The 26,208-nt window shown below is 48.5% G+C and carries 26 protein-coding genes and 1 pseudogene; 26 read left to right on the top strand and 1 reads right to left on the bottom strand.

Features of this window, described 5'->3' with window-relative positions; all coding sequences use genetic code 11:
- Positions 1–54: 54 nt before the first annotated feature.
- From Q1B47_RS08050 to Q1B47_RS07985, 14 genes and pseudogenes are all read left to right on the top strand, one after another.
- Entirely contained in the window at positions 55–894 is an 840-nt protein-coding gene (locus Q1B47_RS08050; RefSeq protein WP_299791928.1) for a protein-glutamate O-methyltransferase CheR, read from the top strand.
- 20 nt (positions 895–914) lie between these two features.
- Positions 915–1,048: pseudogene (locus tag Q1B47_RS08045) on the top strand (chemotaxis protein CheR); the annotation flags it as partial.
- Between the two features lie 254 nt (positions 1,049–1,302).
- Positions 1,303–1,701: a flagellar basal body rod protein FlgB gene (flgB, locus tag Q1B47_RS08040; RefSeq protein ID WP_299791396.1), complete on the top strand. Its 399-nt coding sequence runs from the start codon at positions 1,303–1,305 to the stop codon at positions 1,699–1,701.
- 2 nt (positions 1,702–1,703) lie between these two features.
- Positions 1,704–2,120: a flagellar basal body rod protein FlgC gene (gene flgC / locus Q1B47_RS08035; protein ID WP_299791393.1), complete on the top strand. Its 417-nt coding sequence runs from the start codon at positions 1,704–1,706 to the stop codon at positions 2,118–2,120.
- A 13-nt stretch (positions 2,121–2,133) separates the two neighbouring features.
- A complete protein-coding gene (gene flgD / locus Q1B47_RS08030; protein ID WP_299791390.1) occupies positions 2,134–2,949 on the top strand; it encodes a flagellar hook assembly protein FlgD in 816 nt (271 codons plus the stop codon).
- A 145-nt stretch (positions 2,950–3,094) separates the two neighbouring features.
- Complete coding sequence (gene flgE / locus Q1B47_RS08025) at positions 3,095–4,456, top strand: flagellar hook protein FlgE (RefSeq protein ID WP_299791387.1); 1,362 nt, start codon at positions 3,095–3,097, stop codon at positions 4,454–4,456.
- Positions 4,457–4,662: 206 nt separating this feature from the next.
- Positions 4,663–5,406, top strand: coding sequence for a flagellar basal-body rod protein FlgF (flgF, locus tag Q1B47_RS08020; RefSeq protein ID WP_299791384.1), 744 nt, complete (start codon positions 4,663–4,665; stop codon positions 5,404–5,406).
- Positions 5,407–5,417: 11 nt separating this feature from the next.
- On the top strand, positions 5,418–6,206 hold the full coding sequence (flgG, locus tag Q1B47_RS08015) for a flagellar basal-body rod protein FlgG (protein WP_299791381.1): 789 nt from the start codon (positions 5,418–5,420) through the stop codon (positions 6,204–6,206).
- A gap of 10 nt (positions 6,207–6,216) precedes the next feature.
- Positions 6,217–6,906: a flagellar basal body L-ring protein FlgH gene (gene flgH, locus Q1B47_RS08010; protein WP_299791378.1), complete on the top strand. Its 690-nt coding sequence runs from the start codon at positions 6,217–6,219 to the stop codon at positions 6,904–6,906.
- Positions 6,907–6,918: 12 nt separating this feature from the next.
- Entirely contained in the window at positions 6,919–8,010 is a 1,092-nt protein-coding gene (locus Q1B47_RS08005; protein ID WP_299791375.1) for a flagellar basal body P-ring protein FlgI, read from the top strand.
- Positions 8,011–8,188: 178 nt separating this feature from the next.
- Entirely contained in the window at positions 8,189–9,202 is a 1,014-nt protein-coding gene (gene flgJ / locus Q1B47_RS08000; RefSeq protein WP_299791372.1) for a flagellar assembly peptidoglycan hydrolase FlgJ, read from the top strand.
- Positions 9,203–9,278: 76 nt separating this feature from the next.
- Positions 9,279–11,195: a flagellar hook-associated protein FlgK gene (flgK, locus tag Q1B47_RS07995; protein ID WP_299791368.1), complete on the top strand. Its 1,917-nt coding sequence runs from the start codon at positions 9,279–9,281 to the stop codon at positions 11,193–11,195.
- 58 nt (positions 11,196–11,253) lie between these two features.
- The gene (flgL, locus tag Q1B47_RS07990; protein WP_299791365.1) at positions 11,254–12,444 is read left to right on the top strand and encodes a flagellar hook-associated protein FlgL; all 1,191 of its coding nucleotides are present in this window, start codon (positions 11,254–11,256) and stop codon (positions 12,442–12,444) included.
- Between the two features lie 66 nt (positions 12,445–12,510).
- The gene (locus Q1B47_RS07985; protein ID WP_299791362.1) at positions 12,511–13,335 is read left to right on the top strand and encodes a flagellin; all 825 of its coding nucleotides are present in this window, start codon (positions 12,511–12,513) and stop codon (positions 13,333–13,335) included.
- Here Q1B47_RS07985 and Q1B47_RS07980 read toward each other — a convergent pair.
- Positions 13,308–13,514 carry a hypothetical protein gene (locus tag Q1B47_RS07980; protein WP_299791359.1) on the bottom strand — a complete coding sequence of 69 codons (207 nt, stop codon included), beginning with the start codon at positions 13,512–13,514 and terminating at the stop codon, positions 13,308–13,310. The genes Q1B47_RS07985 and Q1B47_RS07980 overlap by 28 nt on opposite strands.
- Positions 13,515–13,577: 63 nt before the next feature.
- Here Q1B47_RS07980 and Q1B47_RS07975 point away from each other — a divergent pair, with 63 nt between their 5' ends.
- The 12 genes from Q1B47_RS07975 (at position 13,578) to fliH (ending at position 26,109) form a co-directional block, all read left to right on the top strand.
- Positions 13,578–14,399 carry a flagellin gene (locus Q1B47_RS07975; RefSeq protein ID WP_299791356.1) on the top strand — a complete coding sequence of 274 codons (822 nt, stop codon included), beginning with the start codon at positions 13,578–13,580 and terminating at the stop codon, positions 14,397–14,399.
- A gap of 106 nt (positions 14,400–14,505) precedes the next feature.
- Positions 14,506–14,895, top strand: coding sequence for a flagellar protein FlaG (locus Q1B47_RS07970; RefSeq protein ID WP_299791353.1), 390 nt, complete (start codon positions 14,506–14,508; stop codon positions 14,893–14,895).
- 43 nt (positions 14,896–14,938) lie between these two features.
- Positions 14,939–16,312 carry a flagellar filament capping protein FliD gene (gene fliD, locus Q1B47_RS07965; RefSeq protein WP_299791350.1) on the top strand — a complete coding sequence of 458 codons (1,374 nt, stop codon included), beginning with the start codon at positions 14,939–14,941 and terminating at the stop codon, positions 16,310–16,312.
- Positions 16,313–16,336: 24 nt separating this feature from the next.
- A complete protein-coding gene (locus Q1B47_RS07960) occupies positions 16,337–16,663 on the top strand; it encodes a hypothetical protein (protein ID WP_299791347.1) in 327 nt (108 codons plus the stop codon).
- Between the two features lie 10 nt (positions 16,664–16,673).
- Positions 16,674–17,084: a flagellar export chaperone FliS gene (gene fliS / locus Q1B47_RS07955; RefSeq protein ID WP_299791345.1), complete on the top strand. Its 411-nt coding sequence runs from the start codon at positions 16,674–16,676 to the stop codon at positions 17,082–17,084.
- A gap of 289 nt (positions 17,085–17,373) precedes the next feature.
- Positions 17,374–18,807 (top strand): sigma-54-dependent Fis family transcriptional regulator, encoded by a 1,434-nt coding sequence (locus tag Q1B47_RS07950; RefSeq protein WP_299791342.1) that lies wholly within the window; start codon positions 17,374–17,376, stop codon positions 18,805–18,807.
- A 207-nt stretch (positions 18,808–19,014) separates the two neighbouring features.
- Positions 19,015–20,130, top strand: coding sequence for an ATP-binding protein (locus Q1B47_RS07945; RefSeq protein ID WP_299791339.1), 1,116 nt, complete (start codon positions 19,015–19,017; stop codon positions 20,128–20,130).
- The gene (locus tag Q1B47_RS07940) at positions 20,123–21,481 is read left to right on the top strand and encodes a sigma-54 dependent transcriptional regulator (RefSeq protein ID WP_299791336.1); all 1,359 of its coding nucleotides are present in this window, start codon (positions 20,123–20,125) and stop codon (positions 21,479–21,481) included. Before Q1B47_RS07945 ends, Q1B47_RS07940 begins: the two co-directional genes overlap by 8 nt.
- 498 nt (positions 21,482–21,979) lie before the next feature.
- Positions 21,980–22,312 (top strand): flagellar hook-basal body complex protein FliE, encoded by a 333-nt coding sequence (gene fliE / locus Q1B47_RS07935; RefSeq protein WP_299791332.1) that lies wholly within the window; start codon positions 21,980–21,982, stop codon positions 22,310–22,312.
- 77 nt (positions 22,313–22,389) lie between these two features.
- Positions 22,390–24,099: a flagellar basal-body MS-ring/collar protein FliF gene (gene fliF, locus Q1B47_RS07930; RefSeq protein WP_299791925.1), complete on the top strand. Its 1,710-nt coding sequence runs from the start codon at positions 22,390–22,392 to the stop codon at positions 24,097–24,099.
- The gene (gene fliG / locus Q1B47_RS07925) at positions 24,089–25,135 is read left to right on the top strand and encodes a flagellar motor switch protein FliG (RefSeq protein WP_299791328.1); all 1,047 of its coding nucleotides are present in this window, start codon (positions 24,089–24,091) and stop codon (positions 25,133–25,135) included. The genes fliF and fliG overlap by 11 nt, the downstream gene beginning before the upstream one ends.
- On the top strand, positions 25,135–26,109 hold the full coding sequence (gene fliH / locus Q1B47_RS07920; RefSeq protein ID WP_299791325.1) for a flagellar assembly protein FliH: 975 nt from the start codon (positions 25,135–25,137) through the stop codon (positions 26,107–26,109). The genes fliG and fliH overlap by 1 nt, the downstream gene beginning before the upstream one ends.
- Positions 26,110–26,208 lie beyond the last annotated feature (99 nt).

Raw genomic sequence — 26,208 nt, 5'->3', positions numbered from 1 at the left:
CGCTCTATCTGATTACTGTAACGCTGTTATAGTCTGTTTTATTGATATTAGGATATCAAGGTGCCGAATAAATCACTTGCTGAAAATGAGTACACACAATTTAGACTATTTCTGGAACAACACAGTGGAATTGTGCTGGGCGATAATAAGCAGTATTTGGTACGTAGTCGCTTAGCACCTTTGATGGGGAAATATAATCTCCCCTCTTTATCGGAAGTTGTTAAACATTCGATGAAACCAACTGAGCGCCAGCTTCGTGCCTCAGTTATCGATGCTATGACGACAAATGAGACCCTTTGGTTCAGGGACAGATATCCATTTGAGTTACTCTCTAACACCTTGTTACCCGAATATTCTCGTCTCGGCCGTCCACTTAAGATCTGGTCTGCCGCTTGTTCGTCGGGTCAGGAGCCTTACTCTCTGGCGATGACGATTCTCGAGTACCAACAGAAAAAGCCCGGAACCCTGCCGGGAAGTGCGTCGATCCTGGCGACAGATCTCTCCCCCTCAATGCTCGAACGCTGTAAAAATGCCGAGTACGACAACTTAGCCCTGGGCAGGGGATTATCTGAAGAGCGAAAGCGGAACTTCTTTACCGCGACCGATGCCGGAACTATGGTCGTAAAAGATAATGTGAAACGTTTTGTTAACTTCAGGGCGCATAACCTGCTTGAGAGTTACACACTACTTGGTAAGTTCGATATTATTTTCTGCCGAAACGTACTCATCTATTTTGCCCCAGAGGCAAAGGCAAAAATCTTGCGGCAATTTGCTGCCGCTTTGAATCCGAAAGGTATCCTTTTTCTTGGCGCTTCGGAATCAATTGCCGGTCTGACAGATGAATTTGATATGGTTCGCTGTAATCCGGGCATCTATTACCAGAAGAAAGTCTAAATCTTTCCTGTGGCAGTTCCGCTGCCGCTTTGAATCCGAAAGGTATCCTTTTTCTTGGCGCTTCGGAGTCAATTGCCGGTGCTAATCTGGTAACAGCGATGAATTTGATATGGTTCGCTGTGATCCGCGCATCTATTACCAGAAGAGAGTCTAACGGCAGGGCGGCACGGCGTGCCTTTAGGGACGCTCGCAACCTCACTTCCAGACGCCAACAAGTTGGCTATCTGAAAAAGGAGTAAATCACTCTACTGACAGTTGACTGTTAAACCTCCAATTTTCTCTCTAAGTGGGGCTGCAACTGATTTTTCAGCCACCTCACTTGTGTTTAGCTTGAGCCATTCTCCTCCTGCCTGTGTTTTTGGCATAACTATTGCTTTGTTTTTAGCATCGAGCTGAGGAGGCAATTTTATGGCGATTAATTTTGATAAAGCATTGGGTGTTCACCAATACACATTGGGGATCCGTTCACAGCGTGCCGAAATCATCTCTTCGAATATCGCCAATGCTGACACTCCTCACTACAAGGCACGGGATCTTGATTTCGATAAGGCGATGCAGGCCGCAACGAGTCGTCAGGGTGGACTTGGGATGAGCAGAACCGATGCTAAGCATTTTGATTTGACCGCACTTTCTGGACAGAACACGGCTTACAGAATACCGAATCAGCCCGATACCGGTGACGGGAATACAGTGGATATTCAACAGGAACAATCAGAGTTTATGCAAAATGCGCTCGAGTACCAGATGTCACTTGGTTTTTTAGACAGTAAGTTTTCAGGCCTGAAGAAGGCACTGCGGGGAGAATAGTTATGAGCTTATTTAATATCTTCAATGTTTCAGGCTCAGGGATGTCGGCTCAATCTGTCAGGCTAAATACGACAGCGAGTAATATCGCCAATGCCGACTCGGTATCCAGTAGTGTCGATGAAACTTATCGTGCCCGCCATCCAATTTTTGAAGCCGAGATGGCGAAGGCGAACCATCAGCAGCAGTCATCTCAGTCGGTAGCGGTTAAAGGAATCGTTGAAAGCGATGCCCCGTTACAGAAAGAGTACTCACCGGATCACCCTATGGCCGATGGCGATGGCTTTATCTATAAACCCAATGTAAACGTGATGGAGGAGATGGCCGACATGATCTCTGCATCACGCTCATATCAAATGAATGTACAGGTTGCTGAAGCGGCAAAATCTATGCTTCAACAGACCTTAAGAATTGGCAAATAGCAGGAGGTAACACGTGAGCCTCATCAACCCACTTAACAGTGCAGGTGCTCAACCCTTAGCTGGTCAGACGCAAAATAGTGTAGCGCCGGCGCAGCAGGCGAGTGCTTCGTCCGCTCAAGCTGCAACGACGCAATCGACCGAGCAGACCTCGACAACGGGTAACCCTTTTCTCGACAGTATCAGGTTACCCGAAGAGTCTTCGATTCCGGAGCCTAATAGTCAGGAGCTGACTCAGGAAGATTTCTTTTCGCTCTTGAGTCAACAGTTGTCGATGCAAGACCCTTTTAAGCCTGTTGATAATGATCAGATGATCTCCCAGATGGCATCTTTCTCGACCGTTGACGGTATTAAAAACCTTAATGATGAGATTGTTAACCTTAACTCTGTGATGACCTCGAGTCAGGCACTGCAGGCCTCAGGCTTAGTGGGCCAAAAGGTGCTTATTCCATCAGATACGGGACATGTTTCGGCAGAAGATCCCACCCTGAATGGCATCATCAGTACACCGGAAGCGATAGATACCATTACGGTACGAATCGAAGATGATAAGGGACAGCTTGTTAAGTCCTACACAATAGATGGTAGTGCCGGTGGTAACGTGGATGTGAGTTGGGATGGACTGGGAGCCAATGGTGAGCCGGTTGTTGCGGGTAACTACGCCATTAAGGCCAGTGGTCGTGTCGACGGTACGACCGAGGAGCTTCCGGTTTCAACCTATGCCCATGTGACCAGTGTCTCCCTGGGCACCGCGAGTACCGGCGCGATTCTTAATCTGCGCGGTGTCGGTGGTATTAAGATTGGCGATGTGTTGGCTGTCTCTGAGAGTTAAACAATAGTCGATTAAGTTTGCATGAGCCATGCGAGCTTAATAAAAGAATTTATCTGGGCCTGTTTGTCTCAGGTATCCAGTGAAGAAACGATTAATGACCGGCTTGATTGAAGTCAGTCAGAATGAATCAAAATTGAGGTGAATTATGTCTTTTAACATCGCATTGAGTGGTATCGCTGCAGCGCAGAAAGATCTGAATACCACGGCAAATAACATTGCTAACGTCAATAGTATCGGCTTTAAAGAGTCGAGGGCCGAATTTGCAGATGTGTATGCAAACTCAATTTTTGCCAACAGTAAGACCGCAGTGGGTGGCGGCGCCACAACCAGTCAGGTTGCGCAGCAGTTCCATCAGGGCAGTCTGCAATTTACCAATAATGCGCTAGATATGGCGATCAATGGTGGTGGCTTCTTTGTCACCTCATCGGGCTTGAGCTCACAAGACCTGAGCTATACCCGTGCAGGAGCATTTAAGGTCGACGCTAACAGCTATCTTGTTGACTCTCAGGGTAACTTCCTGCAGACATTCGAGGTGGATAAAGACGGAAACTCGACCTCTGTCAGCTTAACCGAAACAAAGCCTGTCAGGATACCGGATACTGCCGGTAGCCCAAAGAAAACCGAGAATATCGGCATACAGATGAACCTCAATGCCGGTGACCCGACCTATGATCCGGCGCTGTTCGATCCGCTTGATCGTGATACCTATAACAACTCTACCGCTGTGACCATGTATGATTCACTGGGTGAGCCCCATGTGATGACCACCTACTTCGTCCGCCCACCGGATGCGGCCTATAACGGCGAGAGTAACTGGGTTGCCTTCTATGCGGTCGATGGTAAGCAGGTGGACTTGGCTGGTGCAACAGCGACTTATCAAACCGATACTAACGGTGACGGTACTGCGGATGGCACAGGTAATGCGGAAACTGCCGGTGGCTGGAAGGGGGCGGTCGTTAAGTTTAATGAGTTAGGTTCTCATACCGGAACCAACCCCGATCCCATAGTTACCGTGACCTTAGGCAATGGTGGTGCCGATGTACTTGGGCCTGGTACCGACGGCTCGCAAACCCTGACCATAGATTTTGAAGCCCCGACTCAGTATGCATCGGCCTTCGAAGTGACCGAACTGACACAAGATGGTACTACGGTCGGCCGTTTGACCAACGTCGAGGTCGGCGCAGATGGCCTGATCAACGCCAGCTACAGTAACGGTGCGACAGTCGCGCTGGCAAGGGTCGCACTGGCTCGCTTTGCTAACGAGCAGGGGCTGACTCAGGTGGGTAACACCTCGTGGAAAGCCAGTCTCGACTCCGGTGAGGCACTCGCCGGTGAGGCTAACAGCGGCACATTCGGTAGTGTACGTTCATCGGCCCTCGAGCAGTCGAATGTCGATTTGACTACCGAACTTGTGGATCTTATTTCGGCTCAGCGTAACTTCCAGGCAAACTCGAGAACCCTTGAGGTGAATAACACCCTGCAGCAGACAGTACTGCAGATCAGATAATATCTTTTCCGAAATAGTTAAGGCGTTGCCGGCGGCAGCGCCTTGCCGCTCAACCTCTTATCTTCTTGCATTACCGATACCTAACGGCTTGATTCATCTGTTACAACCTTTCAACTGCAAAGTTATCTAGTGTGAACAATCTGGCATGATGTTTGCTTTTATTATCTTATTCGATAGTAATAGCAGAAAGATTGACGGAGGCGCTGGTGGACAAACTACTCTACGTCGCTATGAGCGGCGCCAAGCAGAATATGAACTCGCTGGCGGTTCGTGCAAATAACCTGGCTAATGCCAATACCGACGGTTTTAAAGCCGATATGGAGCAGGCGCGTTCGATGCAGGCTTTTGGAGAAGGCTTACCCACACGTGTGTTCGCCATGACCGAGAGCCCGTCGGCAAATTTTGCATCCGGCCCTATTAAAACTACCGGTCGGGATCTCGATATCGCGGTTAAGGGCGATGGTTGGATAGCGGTTCAGGGCGATGATGGCGGAGAAGCTTATACCCGTTCGGGAAGCCTGAGCTTCGATACCACAGGCCTGCTTCGTAACGATCGCGGAAACCCTGTAATGGGGGATGCCGGTCCCATCGTCTTGCCACTGCCAATAGAAAAGATTGAGATAGCCCAGGACGGTATCATCTCTGTCAGGCCTCAGGGGGCGACCGCAGAGGTTATAGAGGAGGTGGGCCGCATCAAGCTGGTTAACCCGGGTAATCAGAATATGATGAGAGGCTCAGATGGCCTGTTCAGAATGATGTCGGGAGAGAACGCTCCCGCCGATCCCCTGGTTGCCGTCGAGAGTGGTGCGGTAGAGGGAAGTAATGTCAATGCTGTCGATGAGATGGTGAATCTCATCGACATACAACGTCAATTTGAGATGCAAGTCAAAATGATGAAAACAGCCGAAGAGATGGATAAAGCCTCCTCTTCATTAATGCGTGTTAGTTAGGAGTCAAAATTATGCATCCCGCGTTATGGATAAGTAAGACTGGGTTAGACGCTCAGCAAACAGATATCTCGGTGATTTCTAACAATGTTGCTAATGCAAGCACTGTTGGTTACAAGAAGAGCCGTGCTGTCTTTGAAGACCTTTTGTATCAGACGGTTAATCAGGCCGGAGGCGTGAGCGCTTCCAACACTAAGTTGCCTAACGGTTTAAATGTCGGTGCGGGTACCAAAGTCGTTGCCACTCAGAAAGTATTTACTCAGGGTAATATGCTTACCACCGATAACTCGTTGGACCTGATGGTCGAAGGACCCGGATTCTTCGAGGTGCAGCTTCCCGACGGCACCGCCGCGTATACCCGTAATGGTCAGTTTACTCTCGATGATACCGGACAGATCGTGACACCCGGCTCCGGCTATGTTGTTCAGCCTGCCATTACAATTCCGGAAAATGCTACTGGTATTACCGTGTCGGCCGAGGGTGAAGTATCAGTTAAAACAGCGGGCACCGCCGAGAGTCAGGTGGTAGGACAGCTGAGTATGTCTGACTTTATCAATCCAAGCGGTTTGGACCCAATGGGACAAAACCTTTACACAGAGACCGGTGCCAGCGGCACACCAATTCAGGGGACTGCGTCACTCGATGGTATGGGAGCCATACGTCAGGGGGCGCTGGAAACTTCTAACGTCAATGTGACCGAAGAGTTGGTAAACCTGATCGAGAGTCAGCGTATCTACGAGATGAACTCAAAAGTTATCTCGGCGGTTGATCAGATGCTCTCTTACGTGAACCAGAACCTGTAGAGGCGTAGTTATGGGTAAGTTATCAATTTTACTTGCGGTAACCATAGTACTTTCACCGGTACTGACGGGCTGTAGCTCAACGGGTGAGAAGCCGATTGCGGACGATCCTTACTATGCGCCGGTCTATCCTGAGGCGCCGCCGACTAAGATTGCCGCGACGGGCTCTATGTACCAGGACAGTCAGGCGTCGAGTCTCTACTCCGATATCAAGGCACTTAAGGTCGGTGACATCATCACTGTGATGTTGATGGAGTCGACACAGGCTAAGAAGAGTGCCGCTAATGAGATTAAGAAGGGGACAGATTTAACACTCGATCCCATCCATGCCGGCGGTAAAAATATCACTATCGGCGGTCAGCCTATCGATCTCAGATACAAAGACAGCATGAATACCAAGCGAGAGTCGGACGCCGACCAGAGTAACAGCCTGTCAGGCAGCATCTCTGCCAATGTGATGCAGGTGCTGAATAACGGTAACTTAGTGATTCGCGGCGAGAAGTGGATCAGCATCAATAACGGTGATGAGTTTGTTCGAATTACCGGCATCGTTCGCTCTCAGGATATCAGGCCGGATAATACGATTGACTCACAGCGTGTTGCTAATGCCCGCATTCAATATAGTGGTACCGGTACATTTGCCGAGGTTCAGAAAGTGGGTTGGCTAAGCTCTTTCTTCATGGGCAGTTGGTGGCCTTTTTAAGGAGTCATTATCATGAAAATTAAGCTATTTTCAATATTCCTTTTGCTGCTTGTTTGCGGTTCGGCTCAGGCTCAACGCATTAAAGATATCGCTAATGTGCAAGGTGTGCGAAGTAACCAGTTGATCGGTTATGGCCTGGTAGTAGGTCTGCCCGGTACGGGGGAGAAAACCACCTATACAGAGCAAACATTTAAAACCATGCTGAAAAACTTCGGCATTAATCTACCCGACACCCTCAGACCGAAAATTAAGAATGTTGCAGTCGTAGCGGTCAGCGCAGTAATGCCGGCATTTATCAAGCCGGGTCAAACTCTTGACGTTACTGTTTCAAGCTTGGGTGAGGCCAAGAGTCTGCGGGGCGGAACCCTGCTGCAAACTTTCATGAAGGGGGTCGATGGTAATGTGTATGCGATTGCCCAGGGAAGCATGGTGGTGAGTGGGTTCAGTGCTGAGGGGCTAGATGGTTCTAAAGTCATTCAAAATACACCGACTGTAGGCCGTATCCCCAATGGAGCCATGGTGGAAAGAACGGTTACAACTCCCTTCTCTACAGGTGATCACCTAACCTTTAATCTGCGTCGCGCCGACTTTTCAACGGCCAAGCGTCTGGCCGATGCAATCAATGACCTGCTCGGTCCTGGAATGGCAAGGCCACTCGATGCCGCCTCTGTGCAGGTGAGTGCTCCGCGGGATGTTTCTCAGCGGGTCTCCTTTCTGGCTACCCTCGAAAATATTGAGGTCGAGCCGGCGTCTGAGTCTGCGAAGGTGATTGTGAACTCCCGCACCGGTACTATCGTTGTAGGTAAAGATGTTCGCCTATTGCCTGCGGCTGTCACCCATGGCGGATTGACAGTGACTATTGCCGAAGCGACGCAGGTATCACAGCCTAACCCGCTTGCAGGCGGACAGACAGTTGTGACCACAGACAGCACTATCGATGCCAGCGAAGAGGATAGCCGCATGTTTATGTTTGATCCCGGCACGTCATTAGATGAGCTGGTCAGGGCGGTAAACCTGGTCGGGGCTGCACCTTCGGATGTACTTGCCATTCTTGAAGCTTTGAAAGTGGCAGGTGCGTTGCACGGTGAGTTGATCATTATCTGATTTTTGCCCGGCCAATTTTATCCCACCTCTATATATGAGAGTTCAGTGTTCATCTGAACTCTCTTAGATCTCCCTCCACAAATTTCCCTATTAAATACAAATTACAAGCTGAATTGGTACGCAGTTTGCAGTGTAGGTGTACTAACGTCTGAATATTGTCGGGACTCCTGGAATAATTATGCAAAAGCTGTCGAACTCATCTCATTTTTTGGATATCGGAGGTCTGGACTCCCTTAGATCTAAGGCCCAGAAAGATGATAAGGCGGCGCTGAAAGAGGTCGCTCAACAGTTTGAAGGGATCTTCGTTCAGATGCTGATGAAAAGCATGCGTGATGCCAATGCGGTATTTGAATCTGACAGCCCTATGAATAGTCAATACACCAAGTTTTACGAGCAGATGCACGATCAACAGATGTCAGTGAATCTGTCGGACAAGGGGATGTTGGGGCTTGCCGATCTTATGGTTCAACAGCTTTCACCGCAAACCAGCAATGTGACTCCCGCCTCTGTACTAAGGGGAGATATTCAACGTAATGAGATGGCTCAGGGGGCGGTCATGAGTCGAGCGGTCGGTACTCTGCCTGGCAAGAGTGTCAACGCTCCGGGCAACCAGCCCATCGGCCAAAGCGGAAGTGATCCCCTTGAAAGCATCTTAACTGGCAAGAGTTTGCCGTCTGAGGTGACAAAAACGGAAATGATATTTAGCGGCCCTGAGGATTTTGTATCTAAGCTCTATCCTCATGCTGAAAAAGCCGCGGCAGCACTGGGAACAAAACCTGAGGTGCTTATTGCCCAGTCGGCACTCGAGACCGGATGGGGTCAGAAGATGGTTAAGCGCGCCGGTGGAGACTCCAGTAATAACCTGTTTAATATCAAGGCTGATAAACGTTGGCAGGGAAATAAGGCAATGGTAAGTACCCTGGAATTTGAGCAGGGGGTTGCGGTTAAGCAAAAAGCCGACTTCAGAGTCTATGACGATATTAAACAGAGCTTCGATGATTTTGTCTCCTTTGTATCGGAGGGACCGAGATATCAGGAAGCGATGAAAAAGGCTGCGAGTCCAAACGAGTTTATTCGGGCGCTGCAGGATGCCGGTTATGCAACCGACCCCAATTATGCCGATAAAGTGATAAAAGTGATGAAATCCATTAGTCAGGATCTCAAGGTATCTATACCGGGAGTACAGCCATGAAAGTGATGTTTTGTATGGATAGGATAACTGAGCGTGTGGGCTGGCCTGCTGGTAGATTCGATAGGAGTAACTGCTGATGTCTATGAATCTACTGAATATTGCCCGTACCGGCGTTTTGGCTTCACAGTCACAATTGGCGGTGACCAGTAATAACATCGCTAACGCAAATACTCAGGGCTATCACAGGCAGGTTGCCGAGCAGTCAAGCCTCGAATCACAGCGCACCGGGAGTGAGTTCTATGGTGCTGGTACCTATATCAGCGATGTAAAGCGTATCTATAACGATTATGCCGCACGAGAGCTTCGAATAGGCCAAACTACCGTCAGTGAAGCAGAGACGACATTCACCAAGATGAGTGAACTCGATCAGCTCTTTTCTCAAATCGGCAAGGCTGTGCCACAAGGACTCAATGATCTCTTTGCGGGGTTAAACAGTCTGTCCGACCTTCCCGATGATCTGGGGATAAGGGGCACGGTTCTGGGGGCTGCGGGTCAACTGGCCTCTAGTTTAAATCAGATGCAATCTCACCTCGATGGCCAGATGAAACAGACCAATGACCAGATCGCAGGCATTACAGATAGAATCAATGAGATTAGCAAGGAGCTTGGACATATCAACCAAGAGTTGATGAAGTTTCAGGGAGAAGATCCTCAGCTTCTCGATAAGCAAGACGCTTTGATCCAGGAGTTAAGCCAATACGCGGAAGTTAATGTCATCCCGCTGGAATCTGGGGCGAAGAGTGTCATGTTAGGCGGCGCCGTTATGTTGGTTTCAGCTGAAGTCTCCTCCTCAATCGGCACAACGACCGGAGATCCCTATCCCGACCAGTCAAGAGTTTTAGCGACTATTGGCACTCATAGTCAGGTCATCGATGGCTCAAAACTCGGTGGGCAGATCGGCGCGCTATTTGAATTTCGTGACGAGACCTTAGTCAAGGCACAACAGGAGCTTGGTCAACTGTCTCTTGGAGTCGCCGACGCATTCAATCAAGCTCAGAAAGAGGGCTTCGATCTCTATGGTGAAGTGGGTAAAGATATTTTCAAGGATATCAACGACCCCACCATGTCGGTAGGCCGGGTTGCGGGGTTTGCAGCCAATACGGGGACTGCGGCGCTAAGAGTCAACATCGATGACGCCGGGCTCCTGTCCGGTGATAGCTACGAGCTTACCTATACGGCTCCCGCTACCTATGAGCTAAAAGACACCTTGACCGGCAATATCACGCCGCTGACCCTAAACGGTTCGCAGCTCGATGGTGCCGGTGGTTTTACTATTCATATCGATTCCGGTGCTTTAGCAGATGGTGACACATTTGAGATAAGACCCGCCTCAGGCGCCGCAGCCGGTATCGGTGTTGTGATGACTGATCCTAAAGGTATCGCGGCGGCTGCGCCTAAGATCACTGCCGATACGGCGAACTCAGGTAATACAGAGATAGAGATGGTGAGTATCGATAACAGGGCGGCTGCCGGCTTCCCACTCACAGGATCAGAACTGACGTTCGAGATAAATACAGCCGCGAATACGTTTGAAGTCTTCGATTCGACAGGTGCCTCTCTCGGTGCTCCCGCGGCATTCGTTCCACCTTCAATCAGTGCCTATGGCTTCACTTTCGATGTGACATCGACGGCGGCGGCAACAGACAGGTTTACCTTCGATCTCTCTTTTGCTCCCGGTGATAACACCAACTCTGTCGCCATGTCTAAGCTGAGCGAAGCTAAGTTGATGAACAGCGGCACTTCGACTCTGGCCGATGTATATGAAGGTACCAAGTTGAGTGTCGGTGGTAAGACAAAGGCGGCAGAGGTCGCGGTGGGTTCTGCTCAGGCTGTTTACTCACAGGCCTATACCAGAGTCCAGAGTGAGTCCGGAGTTAATATCGATGAAGAGGCGGCAAATTTGCTGCGCTTTCAGCAAGCCTATCAGGCATCGGCACGGATCATGACTACCGCTTCGGATATTTTCGACACCCTATTCAGCTCGACTCGATAGGGAAAGTGAAATGACTATTTTTAACGTTCAGATTAGCTCGGCGAGATAGGGGAACGATATGAGAATTTCAACTGCTCAGATGTTTAACCAGAGTATCACCAGTGTCCTGGATAGGCAGTCTTCTACCAGTAAAATCTTAGATCAACTATCGAGCGGCAAGAAAGTCAATACTGCCGGTGACGATCCCGTTGCCGCTGTCGGTATCGATAATCTTAACCAGCAAAATGCCTTGGTCGACCAGTTTGTTAAGAACATCGAATATGCAACTAACCGCCTGGCGATCACTGAGAGTAAGTTAGGCACTACAGAGACGCTGGTGGGATCGACCAGAGAGTTGGTGATGCGTGCAGTAAACGGCGGACTTGCCGATTCCGAGCGGCAAATGATTGCCGATGAGCTGCGCGGAACGCTGGATGAACTGCTTAATGTTGCCAATACCAAGGATGAGTCCGGTAACTATATGTTTGCCGGTAACGAAACGGGTAAGCAGCCATTTGCGTTCGACGCGACGGGAAACATAGTCTACAGCGGTGATAATGGCGTCAGACAGTCGGTAGTGGCATCGGGAGTAACCATAGGCACCAATATTCCGGGAGATGACGCTTTTATGAATGCTCCCAGTGGTATGGGAGATTATAGCGCCAATTATCTGGCGACCCAAACAGGTGAATTTAAAGTAGAAAGCGCCAAAATCACCAACCCCGCTATCCATGTGGAGCAAACCTTTACCTTTACTATGGTTGGAGCGGACTTAGAGATACGGGATGGCTCAAATACCTTAGTGCAGACAGAGGTGAACTTCGATTCGAGTAATCCTATTGTCTATAACGGCCTGGAGGTCAAGCTCGACGGTATGCCTGCGCCCGGAGACAGTTTCAGTATCGATCCCGCTGCCAGTGTGAGTATCTTCGACACCATTAATGATGCGATCACTCTGTTGGAGTCGCCGAATAAAATAAATACTCCTCAAGGAATGGCCGAGTTGGCACAAGTATTGAATAACATTGATAGTGGCGTCAATCAAATAAGTATTCAGCGGGGAGTCGCAGGCAATAGCCTTAAGAGCCTCGAGAGCCATAACAGTACTCATGTAGAGGAGAAGGTTGTCAATAGTTCGGCGTTATCTATGTTGGAAGATTTAGATTATGCCTCGGCAATTACTGAGTATGAGAAGCAACAATTGGCGTTGAATGCGGTTTCTAACGTGTTCAGCAAAGTAGGGTCAGTTTCACTGTTTGATTATATTTAAAATTTATAACGAGTTTTTTAGCCAAGGTCTAAGTCTTGGCAGTACAACCAAGAAGAGGAAATTAACATGGCTATTACGGTAAATACCAATGTGACTTCACTGAAGGCGCAGAAAAATTTGAATGTTTCTACTGGTGGTCTTGCGACATCAATGGAGCGACTATCCAGTGGTCTGAGAATTAACAGCGCCAAAGATGATGCCGCGGGTCTGGCCATCTCTAACCGTCTTAATTCACAAGTTCGCGGTCTTGAGGTAGGTATGCGTAATGCTAACGATGCTATCTCTATTGCACAGATCGCTGAAGGTGCGATGCAGGAGCAGACTAACATGCTTCAGCGTATGCGTGATTTGACCATTCAGTCAGAAAACGGTGCGAACAGTGTCGAAGATCTGGCGGCGTTGAAGGCGGAGATGGATCAATTGGTCACTGAGATCGATAATATCGGTACCAGTACGGCCTTTGGTAATACTAAGCTGCTTCAAGGCGGATTCTCAAACACTGGTAAGGCGTTCCAGGTGGGTCACCAGGATGGTGAAGATATTCGAGTCGTGGTTAAGAAGACAGATAAGACATCATTGTCGGTTGCAGCCTTGAATAACGCAACTTCGGCTAACCGTGCCTCTGCCTTGACTGCTATCGATAAGGCGATTAAGACAATCGATACTCAACGTGCGGATCTCGGTGCTGTTCAAAACCGTGTGGCGCATAACATCAGTAACAGTGCTAATACTCAGGCTAACGTTGCCGATGCAAAGAGTCGTATCGTGGATGTGGACTTTGCCAAAGAGACCGCTGTGATGACTAAAAACCAGGTTCTGCAACAAACTGGCTCGACTATGCTTGCACAGGCAAACCAGCTTCCTCAAGTTGCCCTTTCTTTACTTGGATAAGCATGGTTTCCGCGATGAAGTGGCTCTATTTTTTTCATTTTAAGAGCCACTTTAAGCGTTTTTTCTAAAAAATTAGAATATTTGTTGTTGATTTTAAAGTGTTTTAATTTTTTTGCTGTTTTTTTGATAAAAGTTGCTAAAGATAAAAATTCCTCTGCCGTTAAATATACTGTAACCAATTAGCTCCGCCTGGCTTAAGTAGACAGGCAAGTTCTTAAGTCAGGTATAAAGAGGAATCAATCATGGCTATTACAGTAAATACAAACGTTACTTCGCTTAAAGCCCAGAAAAACTTAAACAGTTCTAGTACTGGACTTGCAACCTCGATGGAGCGTCTATCAAGTGGTCTGCGTATTAACAGCGCCAAAGATGATGCCGCGGGTCTTGCAATTTCGAACCGTCTGAACAGTCAGGTTCGAGGTCTGGAAGTTGGTATGCGTAACGCAAACGATGCTATCTCAATCGCACAGATTGCAGAGGGCGCGATGCAGGAGCAGACAAACATGCTTCAACGTATGCGTGACCTGACCATTCAGTCTGAAAACGGTGCAAACAGCGCAGATGACCTTGCAGCACTGAAAGCTGAGATGGACCAGTTAGCAAATGAGATCGATGCAATTGGTACTACTACCGCGTTCGGTAACACTAAGTTGATGACTGGTACTTTCTCTAACACAGGTAAAGGTTTCCAGGTTGGTCACCAGGATGGTGAAGATATTCGAGTTGTGGTTAAGAAGACAGATAAGACATCATTGTCAGTTGCAGCGTTAGCTAATGCAACTTCTGCAAACCGAGCTTCAGCTCTTGGTGCTATCGATAAAGCAATTAAGACCATCGATACTCAACGCGCTGATTTAGGTGCGATTCAGAACCGTCTGTCTCACAACATCAGTAACAGTGCTAACACTCAGGCTAACGTAGCCGACGCTAAGAGCCGAATCGTAGATGTGGATTTCGCTAAGGAAACCTCAACTATGACGAAGAATCAGGTTCTGCAGCAGACTGGTTCAGCAATGCTGGCGCAAGCTAACCAGTTACCTCAAGTGGCGCTATCATTACTATAATTGATAATGTAACAGGGTTATAGTTGATAGTTGAAAGGGAGGTTCGGTAACGGATCTCCCTTTAATGGTTTAGGGATAGACTGGGTAAGTTAGGAGGAGTATGGTCATGGATATCAATTTTACAAGCTCATCCGGTACGGCAACGGCTAAGGCTGAGATAGCTACAGCAACCGCTAAAGCTGGGGCTGTAGAGGGGGCTGAGCTTGAGCCTAACACGGTAATTAAAGCCGTGGAGGAAGCTGAAAAGAGCGCTTCTGAAGAGCCAAAGTTAGATGAGAAAGAGCTCCAGTCTTTGGTCGAAGACCTCTCTGGTATGATGTCTGTTATGCGTAAGGGCTTGGCATTTAAAATCGATGAAGATTCAGGTACAAACGTTGTCAGCGTTATGGACATCGAGTCAGGTGATCTGATTAGACAGATCCCCAACGAAGAAGCGTTGAAGCTAGCACGAAAGCTGACAGAGGTAACGGGTCTTCTGATGCAAACGGAAGCCTAAATTTTAAGCAAGGCTGTAATATAGTTTTTAGTTAGAGGTTTATATGGCATTAACAGCAACGGGAATAGGTTCGGGGCTCGATATTAACACTATTGTCGGTGTTCTTGTTGATGCAGAAAAGGTTCCTAAAGAAGCAATCTTCAATAAAACTGAGCAGACGATCGATGCAAAAGTATCGGCTATCGGTACATTAAAGAGCTCTCTGTCTACATTTCAGGATGCACTGGAAAAACTCAAAGATGGGGACAGCTTAAACCAGAGAACGGTCTCTACCGGTGAAAGTAGCTATCTTACCGCTACAGCAGATAAAACTTCTCAAACCGGTAGCTATAATGTCAAGGTTGAGCAACTGGCTCAGGAGCATAAAGTTGCCGGTATCAATGTTGCCGATCCAAGTCTTCCCGTTGGAGAGGGTAGCCTGGATCTGACGGTAAACGGTAACAGTTTTTCTGTCACTGTCGGCGCTACCGACTCACTCGAAGATATCGCTAAAAATATCAATAGTGCCAGCGATAACGTAGGCGTTACGGCAACGATCATTACCAGTGATGCGGGAAGCCGGTTGGTTTTAAGCTCAGATACAGAGGGCACAGATAGCCAGATAAGCGTTGTTGCTAACGATACCGTGGGGACAGGTCTTAACGATATGTTCGGCGGGGCAAACCTCACCGAACTTCAGGTGGCAAAAAACTCAATTGTTCATGTCGATGGCCAGAAACTGACCTCTCAGACCAATGAGGTTAAGGGCGCGATTACCGGCGTGACACTTAGTCTTACCGATGCCGATCTGAATGAAACCACAGTTGTTAAGGTTGAGCTGGATAAAGACGCGGTAAAAGATAATGTGCAGGGCTTTGTCGATGCGTATAACAGTTTGATTGATACTATCGATAAACTTTCCTCTTATGATGCCGAGAAGGAGGAGGCTGCAGCTCTGCAGGGGGATTCCATGATCCGCTCAATTGAATCTCAGTTGAGAAACATGATCAGCTCCAGAGTCGATGTCGATGGTGAGACGCTAGCCCTCTATGATATCGGCATCGAAGCCGACCGATATGGCAAACTTTCAGTCAATAGCTCTAAGTTGGATACGGCGATTGCTGAGAATATGAGTGGTATCGAGGGGCTGTTTGCGACAAAAGATACCGGTTTAGCTACTCAGTTAGATACCTTGGTTGAAGGTTATGTTAAGCCTGTCACCGGTTTGATCGATACCCGGAATAATGCCTATACCAGTGATAAACAGCGACTGGATGATCAACGTGAGGCATTTACCCTCAAGATGGAACAGCTCGAGGCCAGGTTGATGAAACAGTTTAATGCGATGGATCTGATCGTTGGTAACTTAAACCAGCAGGCGGCCGGAATCGTTGGCGGCTTAAATTCACTGCCAGGTGTGGTTAAAACTCAAAGCTAACTAATATTGTAAACAGGAGGCCTCTTGCAGATTCTGCCTGAGCTCGAAAAAGTGAACCACTCGCTATCAGAAATCTTGGTTGAGCTGGAAAAAATTCCTGCCGAGAACGAGACTGCTGATGAGTTGGTATTGAATTTGCAGAAGTTAGTTGGAGAGCGTCAACTTTTACTCGACCAGATGTTAACTTCTCCAACTGATGAGGATAAGCCGCTGCTGGAAGATCAATTAGCCTTGACTCAAAAGTTTGAGCAACAGGCGAGAGGTGTATTACAGCACAGGCAGGAGCTTTTGCATCTTGGGAAAAAAAGTAAACGCCAAATTAATGTTTACAAGTCAATAGGTGCCAAATAGGTAGGTATATATGAGAAAGTCACTACAATCATATCGTAAAGTCTCAGTTGAGAGTGAAATCTCCGTTGCTTCCCCCCACAGAATCATTCAGATGATGTTTGAAGGTGCCCTGCAGCGTTTAGCTCAGAGTCGTTATGCGATAGAGAATAATGATGTTGCCAACAAAGGGATCTATATCGGTAAGGCGATAGGGATCATTACCGGTTTAAATAACAGCTTGAATATGGAAGCCGGTGGCGAGATCTCGACCAATTTAAGCGATCTTTATGATTTTATGTTACGTCGAATCTCTGAAGCCAACTTGAATAATGATGTTCAGGCGATCGATGATGTTTCAGAGATCCTTAAAACCATCAAAGAGGGCTGGGACGCCATTCCGCCCGAGCAGCATCATATGGCATCACACACCGAAGCCGTATAAATTTCAAATTGATTTATGGGGGGAAACCCCCAAAAAAATGTCAAAAGTCAATAAATTGACAATCGAATCTGGATTCGTCGAATATTTCAGCTAAAATCAATGGAGTGCAGCTAAAATCAATTCAGGTTTGCATTAAATGCATCAGGGACTTGCTAATAGCTTGCTGATAATACACTATTCCTCACAGTAGTGATTTTATTCGGTTTGTATTGGAAACACTACGCAGCTTTTCAGGCAACAAACACTAATAATTAATGCGAATAATAACGAGCGCTTTACGGCTTTTTTAATGATGCAAACAGATCAACGAATTCTACTTGTCGGTAACCAGTCTGAGCGAATCAATCGCTTGTCGTGTGTATTTGAGTTTTTAGGTGAGCAGGTTGAACTGGTCCCAGTCGACAAGCTTGAACTGCGAGTACAGAATACCCGCTTCAGAGCCTTGGTTATTTCTGCCGAAACTCAATCTAAAGAGTTACTTCAGTCTCTGGCGCTAAGCTTACCTTGGCAACCCATATTGTTGCTCGGAGAGGTAACTGGCGTTACGGCATCGAATATTTTAGGTCATATTGAGGAGCCACTTAACTATCCTCAGTTGACCGAGCTGCTTCATTTCTGTCAGGTCTTTGGCCAGGCTAAACGTCCCGATATTCCAACCAGTGTCAATCAGACCAAGTTATTCCGGAGTATGGTAGGACGTAGTGATGGCATCGCTCAGGTTCGACATCTTATCAGTCAGGTGGCCGGCTCGGATGCTACCGTGTTGGTGCTGGGTCAGTCTGGTACCGGTAAAGAGGTGGTCGCACGTAATATCCATTATATCTCCGATCGTCGCGATGGCCCGTTTATCCCGGTCAATTGTGGTGCTATTCCGGCTGAACTACTCGAAAGTGAGCTGTTTGGCCATGAGAAAGGCTCTTTCACCGGCGCGATCAGTGCCCGTAAAGGGCGTTTCGAGCTGGCAGAGAAGGGCACGCTTTTTCTCGATGAGATAGGTGATATGCCTCTGCAGATGCAGGTGAAGTTACTTCGTGTGCTACAGGAGAAGATATTTGAACGTGTGGGCGGCACTAAGTCCATTACTACAGATGTTCGTGTTGTAGCAGCGACACACAGAGATCTCGAAGAGATGATCACTAACGGTGAGTTTCGTGAAGATCTCTATTACCGATTAAACGTTTTCCCCATCGAGATGCCGGCCCTGTGTGAAAGGAAGGACGATATCCCACTTTTACTGCAGGAGTTGGTGAGTCGTGTCTATAACGAAGGGCGCGGTAAAGTACGCTTCACACAAAGAGCCATCGAGTCTCTTAAAGAGCATGCCTGGTCGGGAAATGTGAGGGAGTTGTCTAATCTGGTAGAGCGTCTCACTATCCTTTATCCGGGCGGATTGGTGGATGTGAACGACCTTCCCGCTAAATACCGTCATATCGATGTACCTGAATACTGTGTCGAAGTCAGTGAAGAGGAGCTTGAACGTGATGCGTTAGCTTCTATTTTCAGTAACGATGAGCCGGTCGATATTCCCGAAACGCGTTTCCCGAGTGAGTTGCCGCCGGAAGGCGTTAATTTGAAAGATCTGCTGGCAGAGCTTGAGATAGATATGATCAGGCAGGCACTCGAACAACAAGACAATGTCGTTGCCCGTGCGGCTGAGATGTTAGGGATAAGACGTACGACCCTCGTCGAGAAGATGAGAAAATACGGTATGGGTAAAGATTAAATAAAAGTTACTAGGAACTAGTTTCTAGTTCCTAGTTCCTAGATCTTTTTACCTCTAACCTCGTTCCTAGGTCCTTCTCTAAAATAGCCAGCTTTGCTGGCTACAGTCCTTAAGAGAGCTTGCGAACCTCCTCACACCTAGCACCTTCCCTTCTTGGCACAATTCATGCAGAACCTCCGTTAGCAGCAACTTTTTGACGGAGTGGATATGTCCGTAAGTCCTCAAATTAAACTCGATACGTTAAATCAGCACTCTCCAAGATGGTTGGAAACAGCGCCGGCTGCCAACATGTCTGACAGGATGGAACGGATTCTTCAGGCTATGCCGTCGGGAGTCGTTATCATCAATGGGGATGGGGTGGTGACGGACGCCAACCCCGTAGCTATCGAACTGTTAGGCGCTCCATTGGAAGGACTGAGATGGATCCAGATCATCAACCGGGCGTTTTCTCCCCAAGATGATGACGGACATGAAGTTTCACTTAGAAATGGCCGTAGGGTAAAGCTGGCAATAACACCGTTGACGCCGGATCCCGGCCAGTTGATCGTTCTGACGGATCTAACCGAAACCCGTCTGCTGCAGAAGAATTTATCACATCTTCAGCGTCTTTCTGCGTTAGGCAAGATGGTGGCAACCCTTGCTCATCAAGTGCGAACGCCACTGACAGCAGCCCTGTTATACGCGTCGAACCTGGCCAGCCCCAGGATCTCTGATGCTTCCAGAAACCGTTTTCAGACGAAGTTGGTTGACCGCCTAAATGAGTTGGAGCATCAGGTGAACGACATGTTGCTGATGGCCAAGGGACGTCAACAGGAGCAGGGGGTGGCTGAGACTGTCGATTCGATCATGGTCAGTGTGCTGGAAAACTGTGAGCCCATAGCTGCCAAGCACGCCTGTGAACTCGAATTTATCGATGAGTCTAATGGTGAGTTTCTTGCCAATGCCAATGCCCTGAGTTCGGCTATCAATAACCTTGTTGTCAATAGTATTGAAGCCGGAGCGACGCGTGTTGAGCTTAAGGGGCATGAATCTGCCCATGAACTTCATATCGATGTGATAGATAACGGAAAAGGCTTAGATAAGGCGATGCAGAAGAAGGTACTAGAGCCATTCTTTACCACTAAACCACAGGGAACCGGGCTCGGTCTCGCCGTGGTTCAGTCGGTGGTCGCCAACCATAGCGGTAAGATCCAGTTCAGGTGTGAAAAAGGAAAAGGCTGCACCGCTTCTTTACGCTTCCCGAAAATTGAACAATCAGCCGATGCAAAAGAGCTAATACAAGCTCCACTAGCCGAAGCTAATGAGGAGTCGACTCATGTCTGAAGGAAAAATACTCTTAGTAGAGGATGATAACTCTCTCAGGGAAGCCCTGTTAGATACCTTGTTATTGGCACAATATGAGTGTGTCGATGTTGGCTCTGCGGAGGAGGCGATCCTGGCGCTGAAAAATGATGTATTCGATATGGTGATAAGCGATGTGCAGATGGAGGGGATAGGGGGGATTGGCCTGCTCAACTATCTACAGCAACACACTCAGATACCTATGCTTCTCATGACGGCGTATGCGACGATAGATAATGCGGTTAACGCGATTAAGTTAGGGGCCGTGGACTATCTGGCTAAACCCTTCGCTCCCGAGGTGCTGTTAAACCAGGTCTCCCGGTACATGAAGCCTAAGCTGGTGCAAGACCAACCCGTTGTCGCCGATGATAAGAGTCTTGCACTGCTGGGGCTGGCTCAGAAGGTCGCTGCATCCGATGCCTCTGTGATGATCATGGGCCCGAGTGGTTCAGGAAAGGAGGTCCTTGCACGCTATATCCATCAAAACAGCAGTCGTGTCGAAGGCCCGTTTGTTGCCATTAACTGTGCCGCCATACCTGAAAATATGCTTGAAGCGACCCTGTTCGGCTATGAGAAGGGGGCGTTTACCGGAGCCTATCAGGCGTGTCCCGGTAAGTTTGAGCAGGCACAGGGAGGAACCCTGTTGCTCGATGAGATCTCAGAGATGGAGTTAGGGCTTCAGGCCAAGCTGTTACGCGTACTGCAGGAGCGTGAAGTTGAGCGTCTCGGTGGGCGAAAGAACATCAAGCTGGACGTCAGGGTGCTTGCGACGTCGAATCGTGACCTTAAGTCGATGGCAAGCGCCGGTGAGTTTCGTGAGGATCTCTATTATCGAATCAATGTCTTTCCATTGACCTGGCCTGCATTAAACCAGAGACCGGCAGATATCTTACCCCTGGCGAGACACCTGTTGGGAAGACACGCTTCCTCATCGGGATTAACTCAGGTACCTGAACTCGATGAAAGTGCTTCAAGGCGTCTGCTGACCCACCGCTGGCCCGGTAATGTCAGGGAGTTGGATAATGTGATCCAAAGAGCCTTGATACTTCATAGCGCAGGGGTTATCTCAGCTAGCGATATCATTATCGACTCACAAGATGGCTTGCTGAATCAGGAGGTGGTTGAAACGGCCCAGACGGTGGAGACTAAGCCGGTCGAGCTTGACGGCTTGGGTGATGAATTGAAGGCTCAGGAGCATGTCATCATTCTCGAGACCTTGAATCAGTGTAAGGGAAGTCGCAAGTTGGTTGCCGAGAAGTTGGGAATAAGCGCCCGTACCCTCAGATATAAGATGGCCAAGATGCGTGATATGGGAATACAGATCCCGGCTTAAAAGAAGGCTTGAGTTAATCGACGCCAGCCTTGCTGGCTGTATAAGCTAGGACGACACTCACTGTATGAGCTTACTGACGCCAGCTCTGCTGACTGTATAAGCTAAGATGACACTCACTGCGTGAGTTAACTGACACCAGCTTCGCAGGCTGTATAAGCTAAGATGACACTCACTGCGTGAGTTAACTGACGCCAGCTTCGCTGGCTGTATAAGCTAAGACGACATTCACTGCGTGAGCTAATTGACATCAGCTTTGCTGGCTAAAAAGAAATTGAATGTTCGTTGCTGTCTCTTTTTCTTCCAGAGCGCAGCTCGTCGAACAGGCATCGCCGTCCGCGCAGCGACAGGCCGAAGGCCATCGTCTCAGCCTTCACTCTTCATAGCTCTCTCCCCTTTTATTACAATCTGGCAAACTTATTGCATCTCCATAACTATCTATGATTTTACGTCAACTATTCGTCACTTTGCTTTTGGAAGGACGACGATAGGGAGCAGGTTATGCAAATCGGTGCCAATTCATTACTGCAAGAGATGCAGTCACTAAGCGGTGAAATTCCAGCAAGTGGGATCAATACTCAAATTACAAGGCAGGTGAACAATACCTCCGGCAGTAACTTTGGTGAACTCCTCTCTCAGGCCGTAGGCACGGTAGGTGAGTTACAGGCTAACTCCTCCTCCATGGCGAGCAGATTAGATATGGGAGACACAAGCGTTACCCTATCCGATACCGTTATTGCCAGAGAGAAAGCCAGCGTCGCATTTGAGGCAACGGTTCAGGTCAGAAACAAGTTTGTCGAAGCTTATAAACAAATTATGAGTATGCCTGTATAATTTTGGCCAACTGATATTTTGAGCGAATACCAAATAGTTATGGATAGAAAAAGCAGGTATCTATTGTGAGTACAGATATGGTCGTAGGTACAAATTCCACATTGGCAAGCGATGGCGTTGCGGGTGGTGTACAGGAAGAAAACAAGTCTGGTGGCTTGAGCTCTTTTGGCGGAGTCGACATGTTACGTCAGGTGACGATGATCCTGGCGCTTGCAATCTGTCTGGCACTTGCAGTATTTGTCATGTTATGGGCGCAGGAGCCTGAATATCGACCACTTGGAAAGATGTCTACCCAGGAGATGATCCAGGTACTGGATGTACTCGATAAAAATAAGATTAAGTATGAGATAGATGTCGATGTCGTTAAGGTTCCTGAAGACAAGTATCAGGACGTAAAACTGATGCTGAGTCGTGAAGGCGTCGATGGTGCAGCGAGTGCGAGTGATTACCTCAGTCAGGACAGTGGCTTCGGTGTCAGCCAGAGAATGGAACAGGCGAGACTGAAACATAGCCAGGAGCAGAACTTAGCCAGAGCTATCGAAGAGCTCAGAAGTGTGACTCGTGCAAAGGTAATTCTGGCGATACCTAAAGAGAACGTGTTTGCCCGCAACCGCTCTAAGCCCAGCGCGACAGTTGTGATCAATGCCCGCCGGGGAAATCTTGGGCAGGAAGAGGTGGATTCAATAGTCGATATTGTGGCATCTGCGGTTCAGGGGCTTGAGCCGACACGTGTTACGGTGACAGACTCCAATGGTCGCTTACTCAATTCAGGTAGTCAGGACGCCGTCTCGGCCAGAGCGCGTCGCGAACAGGAGTTGGTTCAACAGAAAGAAGCAGAATACCGCAACAAGGTCGAATCGATATTGATGCCAATCCTGGGGCCTGAAAACTTTACCTCCCAAGTCGATGTCAGCATGGACTTTACCTCTGTTGAGCAGACCGCAAAGCGATTTAATCCGGATCTCCCGGCCCTTCGCAGCGAAATGACAGTGGAGAACAGCTCCAATGGGGCCACTACAGGCGGCATACCCGGAGCACTGTCTAATCAGCCGCCGATGGAAGCCAATATTCCCCAAGAGGCCTTAAATAACCAGGGTGAGGCTGAGTCTAAATCACCAACGGGCTCATCTCACAGAGAAGCGACACGTAACTTTGAACTCGATACTACCATCAGTCACACAAGGCAGCAGATAGGTGTAGTGAGACGAGTCAGTGTATCTGTCGCCGTTGATTTTAAATCCGGAAGCGCCGGTGAAGATGGCCAGGTAAACCGAGTGCCGCGAACCGAACAGGAGTTATCGAATATCCGTCGTTTACTCGAGGGGGCGGTGGGCTTCAATACCCAACGTGGCGATATGATAGAGGTTGTGACCGTTCCCTTCATGGATCAGTTGATTGAAGAGCTGCCAGCCCCCGAACTGTGGGAACAACCATGGTTTTGGCGTGCGATTAAGCTGGCATTGGGCGGTATCGTTATTCTGGTCCTTATTCTTGCTGTCGTAAGGCCTATGTTGAAGCGACTCATCTACCCGGATACTACCAAACTGCCGGAAGAGCCTAGATTTGGTGATGAGCTGGCAGAGATTGAGGATCAGTATGCTTCAGACACCTTAGGCATGTTAAACAGACCTGAAGCCGAGTATAGTTATGCCGATGACGGCTCAATTTTGATACCAGATCTTCACAAAGATGATGATATGATTAAAGCGATTAGAGCGCTGGTGGCAAATGAGCCGGAGCTGTCGACACAGGTCGTAAAGGGTTGGTTACAAGATAATGAGCAATGATAACGAGAATGAAGTTAAGAAAAGTGGCAATTTTAAAGTTGATGACCTTACGGGGATCGAAAAAACAGCCATTTTACTGCTGAGCTTAAGTGAAGCCGACGCGGCTTCAATTCTGAAGCATCTCGAGCCTAAGCAGGTTCAGAAGGTCGGTATGGCCATGGCCGCGTTGCAGGATTTTGGCCAGGAGAAGGTCATTGCCGTTCACCAGCTCTTTCTCGATGAAGTTCAAAAGTACTCTTCGATTGGTTTCAACAGCGAAGAGTTCGTTCGTAAGGCGCTGACAGCAGCCCTGGGTGAAGATAAAGCGGGTAACCTGATTGAGCAGATCATCATGGGGAGCGGCGCTAAAGGCCTGGAGTCGCTCAAATGGATGGACGCGCGTCAGGTTGCTACTATCATTCAGAATGAACACCCGCAGATCCAAACCATCGTTCTCTCATATCTGGAACCCGATCAGGCCGCAGAGATCTTTGCTCAATCACCGGAAAATACCCGCCTTGATCTGATGATGCGAATAGCGAACCTGGAAGAGGTGCAACCGGCAGCATTACAAGAGTTAAACGATATCATGGAGAAACAGTTTGCCGGTCAAGGTGGTGCTCAAGCCGCTAAGATGGGTGGACTGAAAGCGGCTGCAAATATCATGAACTACCTCGATACCGGGGTTGAGAGCCAACTGATGGAGACCATGCGGGAATCTGACGAGGAGATGGCTCAACAGATCCAGGACCTGATGTTTGTCTTCGAGAACCTTATCGATGTCGACGATATGGGTATTCAGGTTCTGCTGCGTGAGATCCAACAAGATGTATTGATGAAAGCGCTCAAAGGTGCAGACGACCAACTTAAGGATAAGATTCTGGGTAATATGTCTAAGCGTGCCGCAGAGCTATTAAGGGATGATCTCGAGGCTATGGGACCAATCAGGATCAGTGAAGTCGAGGTGGCTCAGAAAGAGATCCTCTCTATTGCACGACGTCTCAGCGATAGTGGAGAGATTATGTTGGGCGGCGGTGGCGGTGAAGAGTTCTTATAATGAAACCTGATAATCCGGATACACCGAAAGATAAGGATCAGGCACAAGCAGAGTCAGATTTCAGTCATTGGCAAATTCCTGATGTTACTCAGCCAATCCCGGAAGATGTTTCAAACCTGTTTGGTCATAAAGCCGTACAGCATGAGCCTGCAGAGGAGGAGCAGCCATTCACTCCTCCGACTCTGAGCGAAATTGAAGATATTCGAAAGCAAGCTGAGCAGGACGGATTCGCCGAAGGAAAAGAGGAGGGGTACAAGGCGGGTGTCGAGAGTGGTCGCCTGGACGGGTTACAACAGGGACACAGTGAAGGGTTTGAGCAGGGACGAGAGCAAGGTTATCAGGAGGGAGTCGAACAGGCTAAGGTGTTGATTAACCGATTCGAGTCCATGCTCTCGCAATTTGAAAAGCCGATGCAACTGCTCGACAGTGAAATAGAGCAGGAGTTGATCCAACTGACAATGAAACTCTCCAGGGCCGTCATTGGCCATGAACTGAAAACCCACCCTGAACATATCTTGTCTGCTTTAAGGCTGGGGGTAGACTCGCTGCCGCTAAAAGAGCAGGGTATTGTGATCCGATTGACTCCGGATGATCTGCAGCTGGTTCAGGAGTTGTATAGTGCCAACCAGTTAGAGAAAAACCGCTGGGAACTCGAAGCCGATCCCAGCTTGACTCCAGGCGACTGTATTATCAATAGTCAAAGAAGCAGCGTGGATATGCGCTTAGACTCAAGAATTGCCTCGGTATTTGAGGAGTTAGAGAGTCATAATCATCACTTAGAGCAAAATATTCATCAGCAGAAAGAGGCGCTCGACTCCCAGGTAGACTCGAATCAACCCTCATCGGCCGAGATGGTCGAAAGCGGGGAAGGGAGTGCCGAGGCTAACGACCAGACAGATAACAAGCCGCAACAGGGGCAAGCCGATGTGCCCGATATCGCCGAGCCGGCTTCCGGTGAGGTGAGTGATAACTAACTATTTTGGGATGCAGGCCTGTCTCACAGTGACCGGCGCGCAAACCTTCCGCTACAGCCGGCAACTAAACCGCTGTGGGACTCAAGGAGCAGGCGAAGA

The organism is uncultured Shewanella sp. (assembly GCF_947501225.1).
GTDB lineage: Bacteria > Pseudomonadota > Gammaproteobacteria > Enterobacterales > Shewanellaceae > Shewanella.
This window is presented reverse-complemented; position numbering and strand designations above follow the sequence as displayed.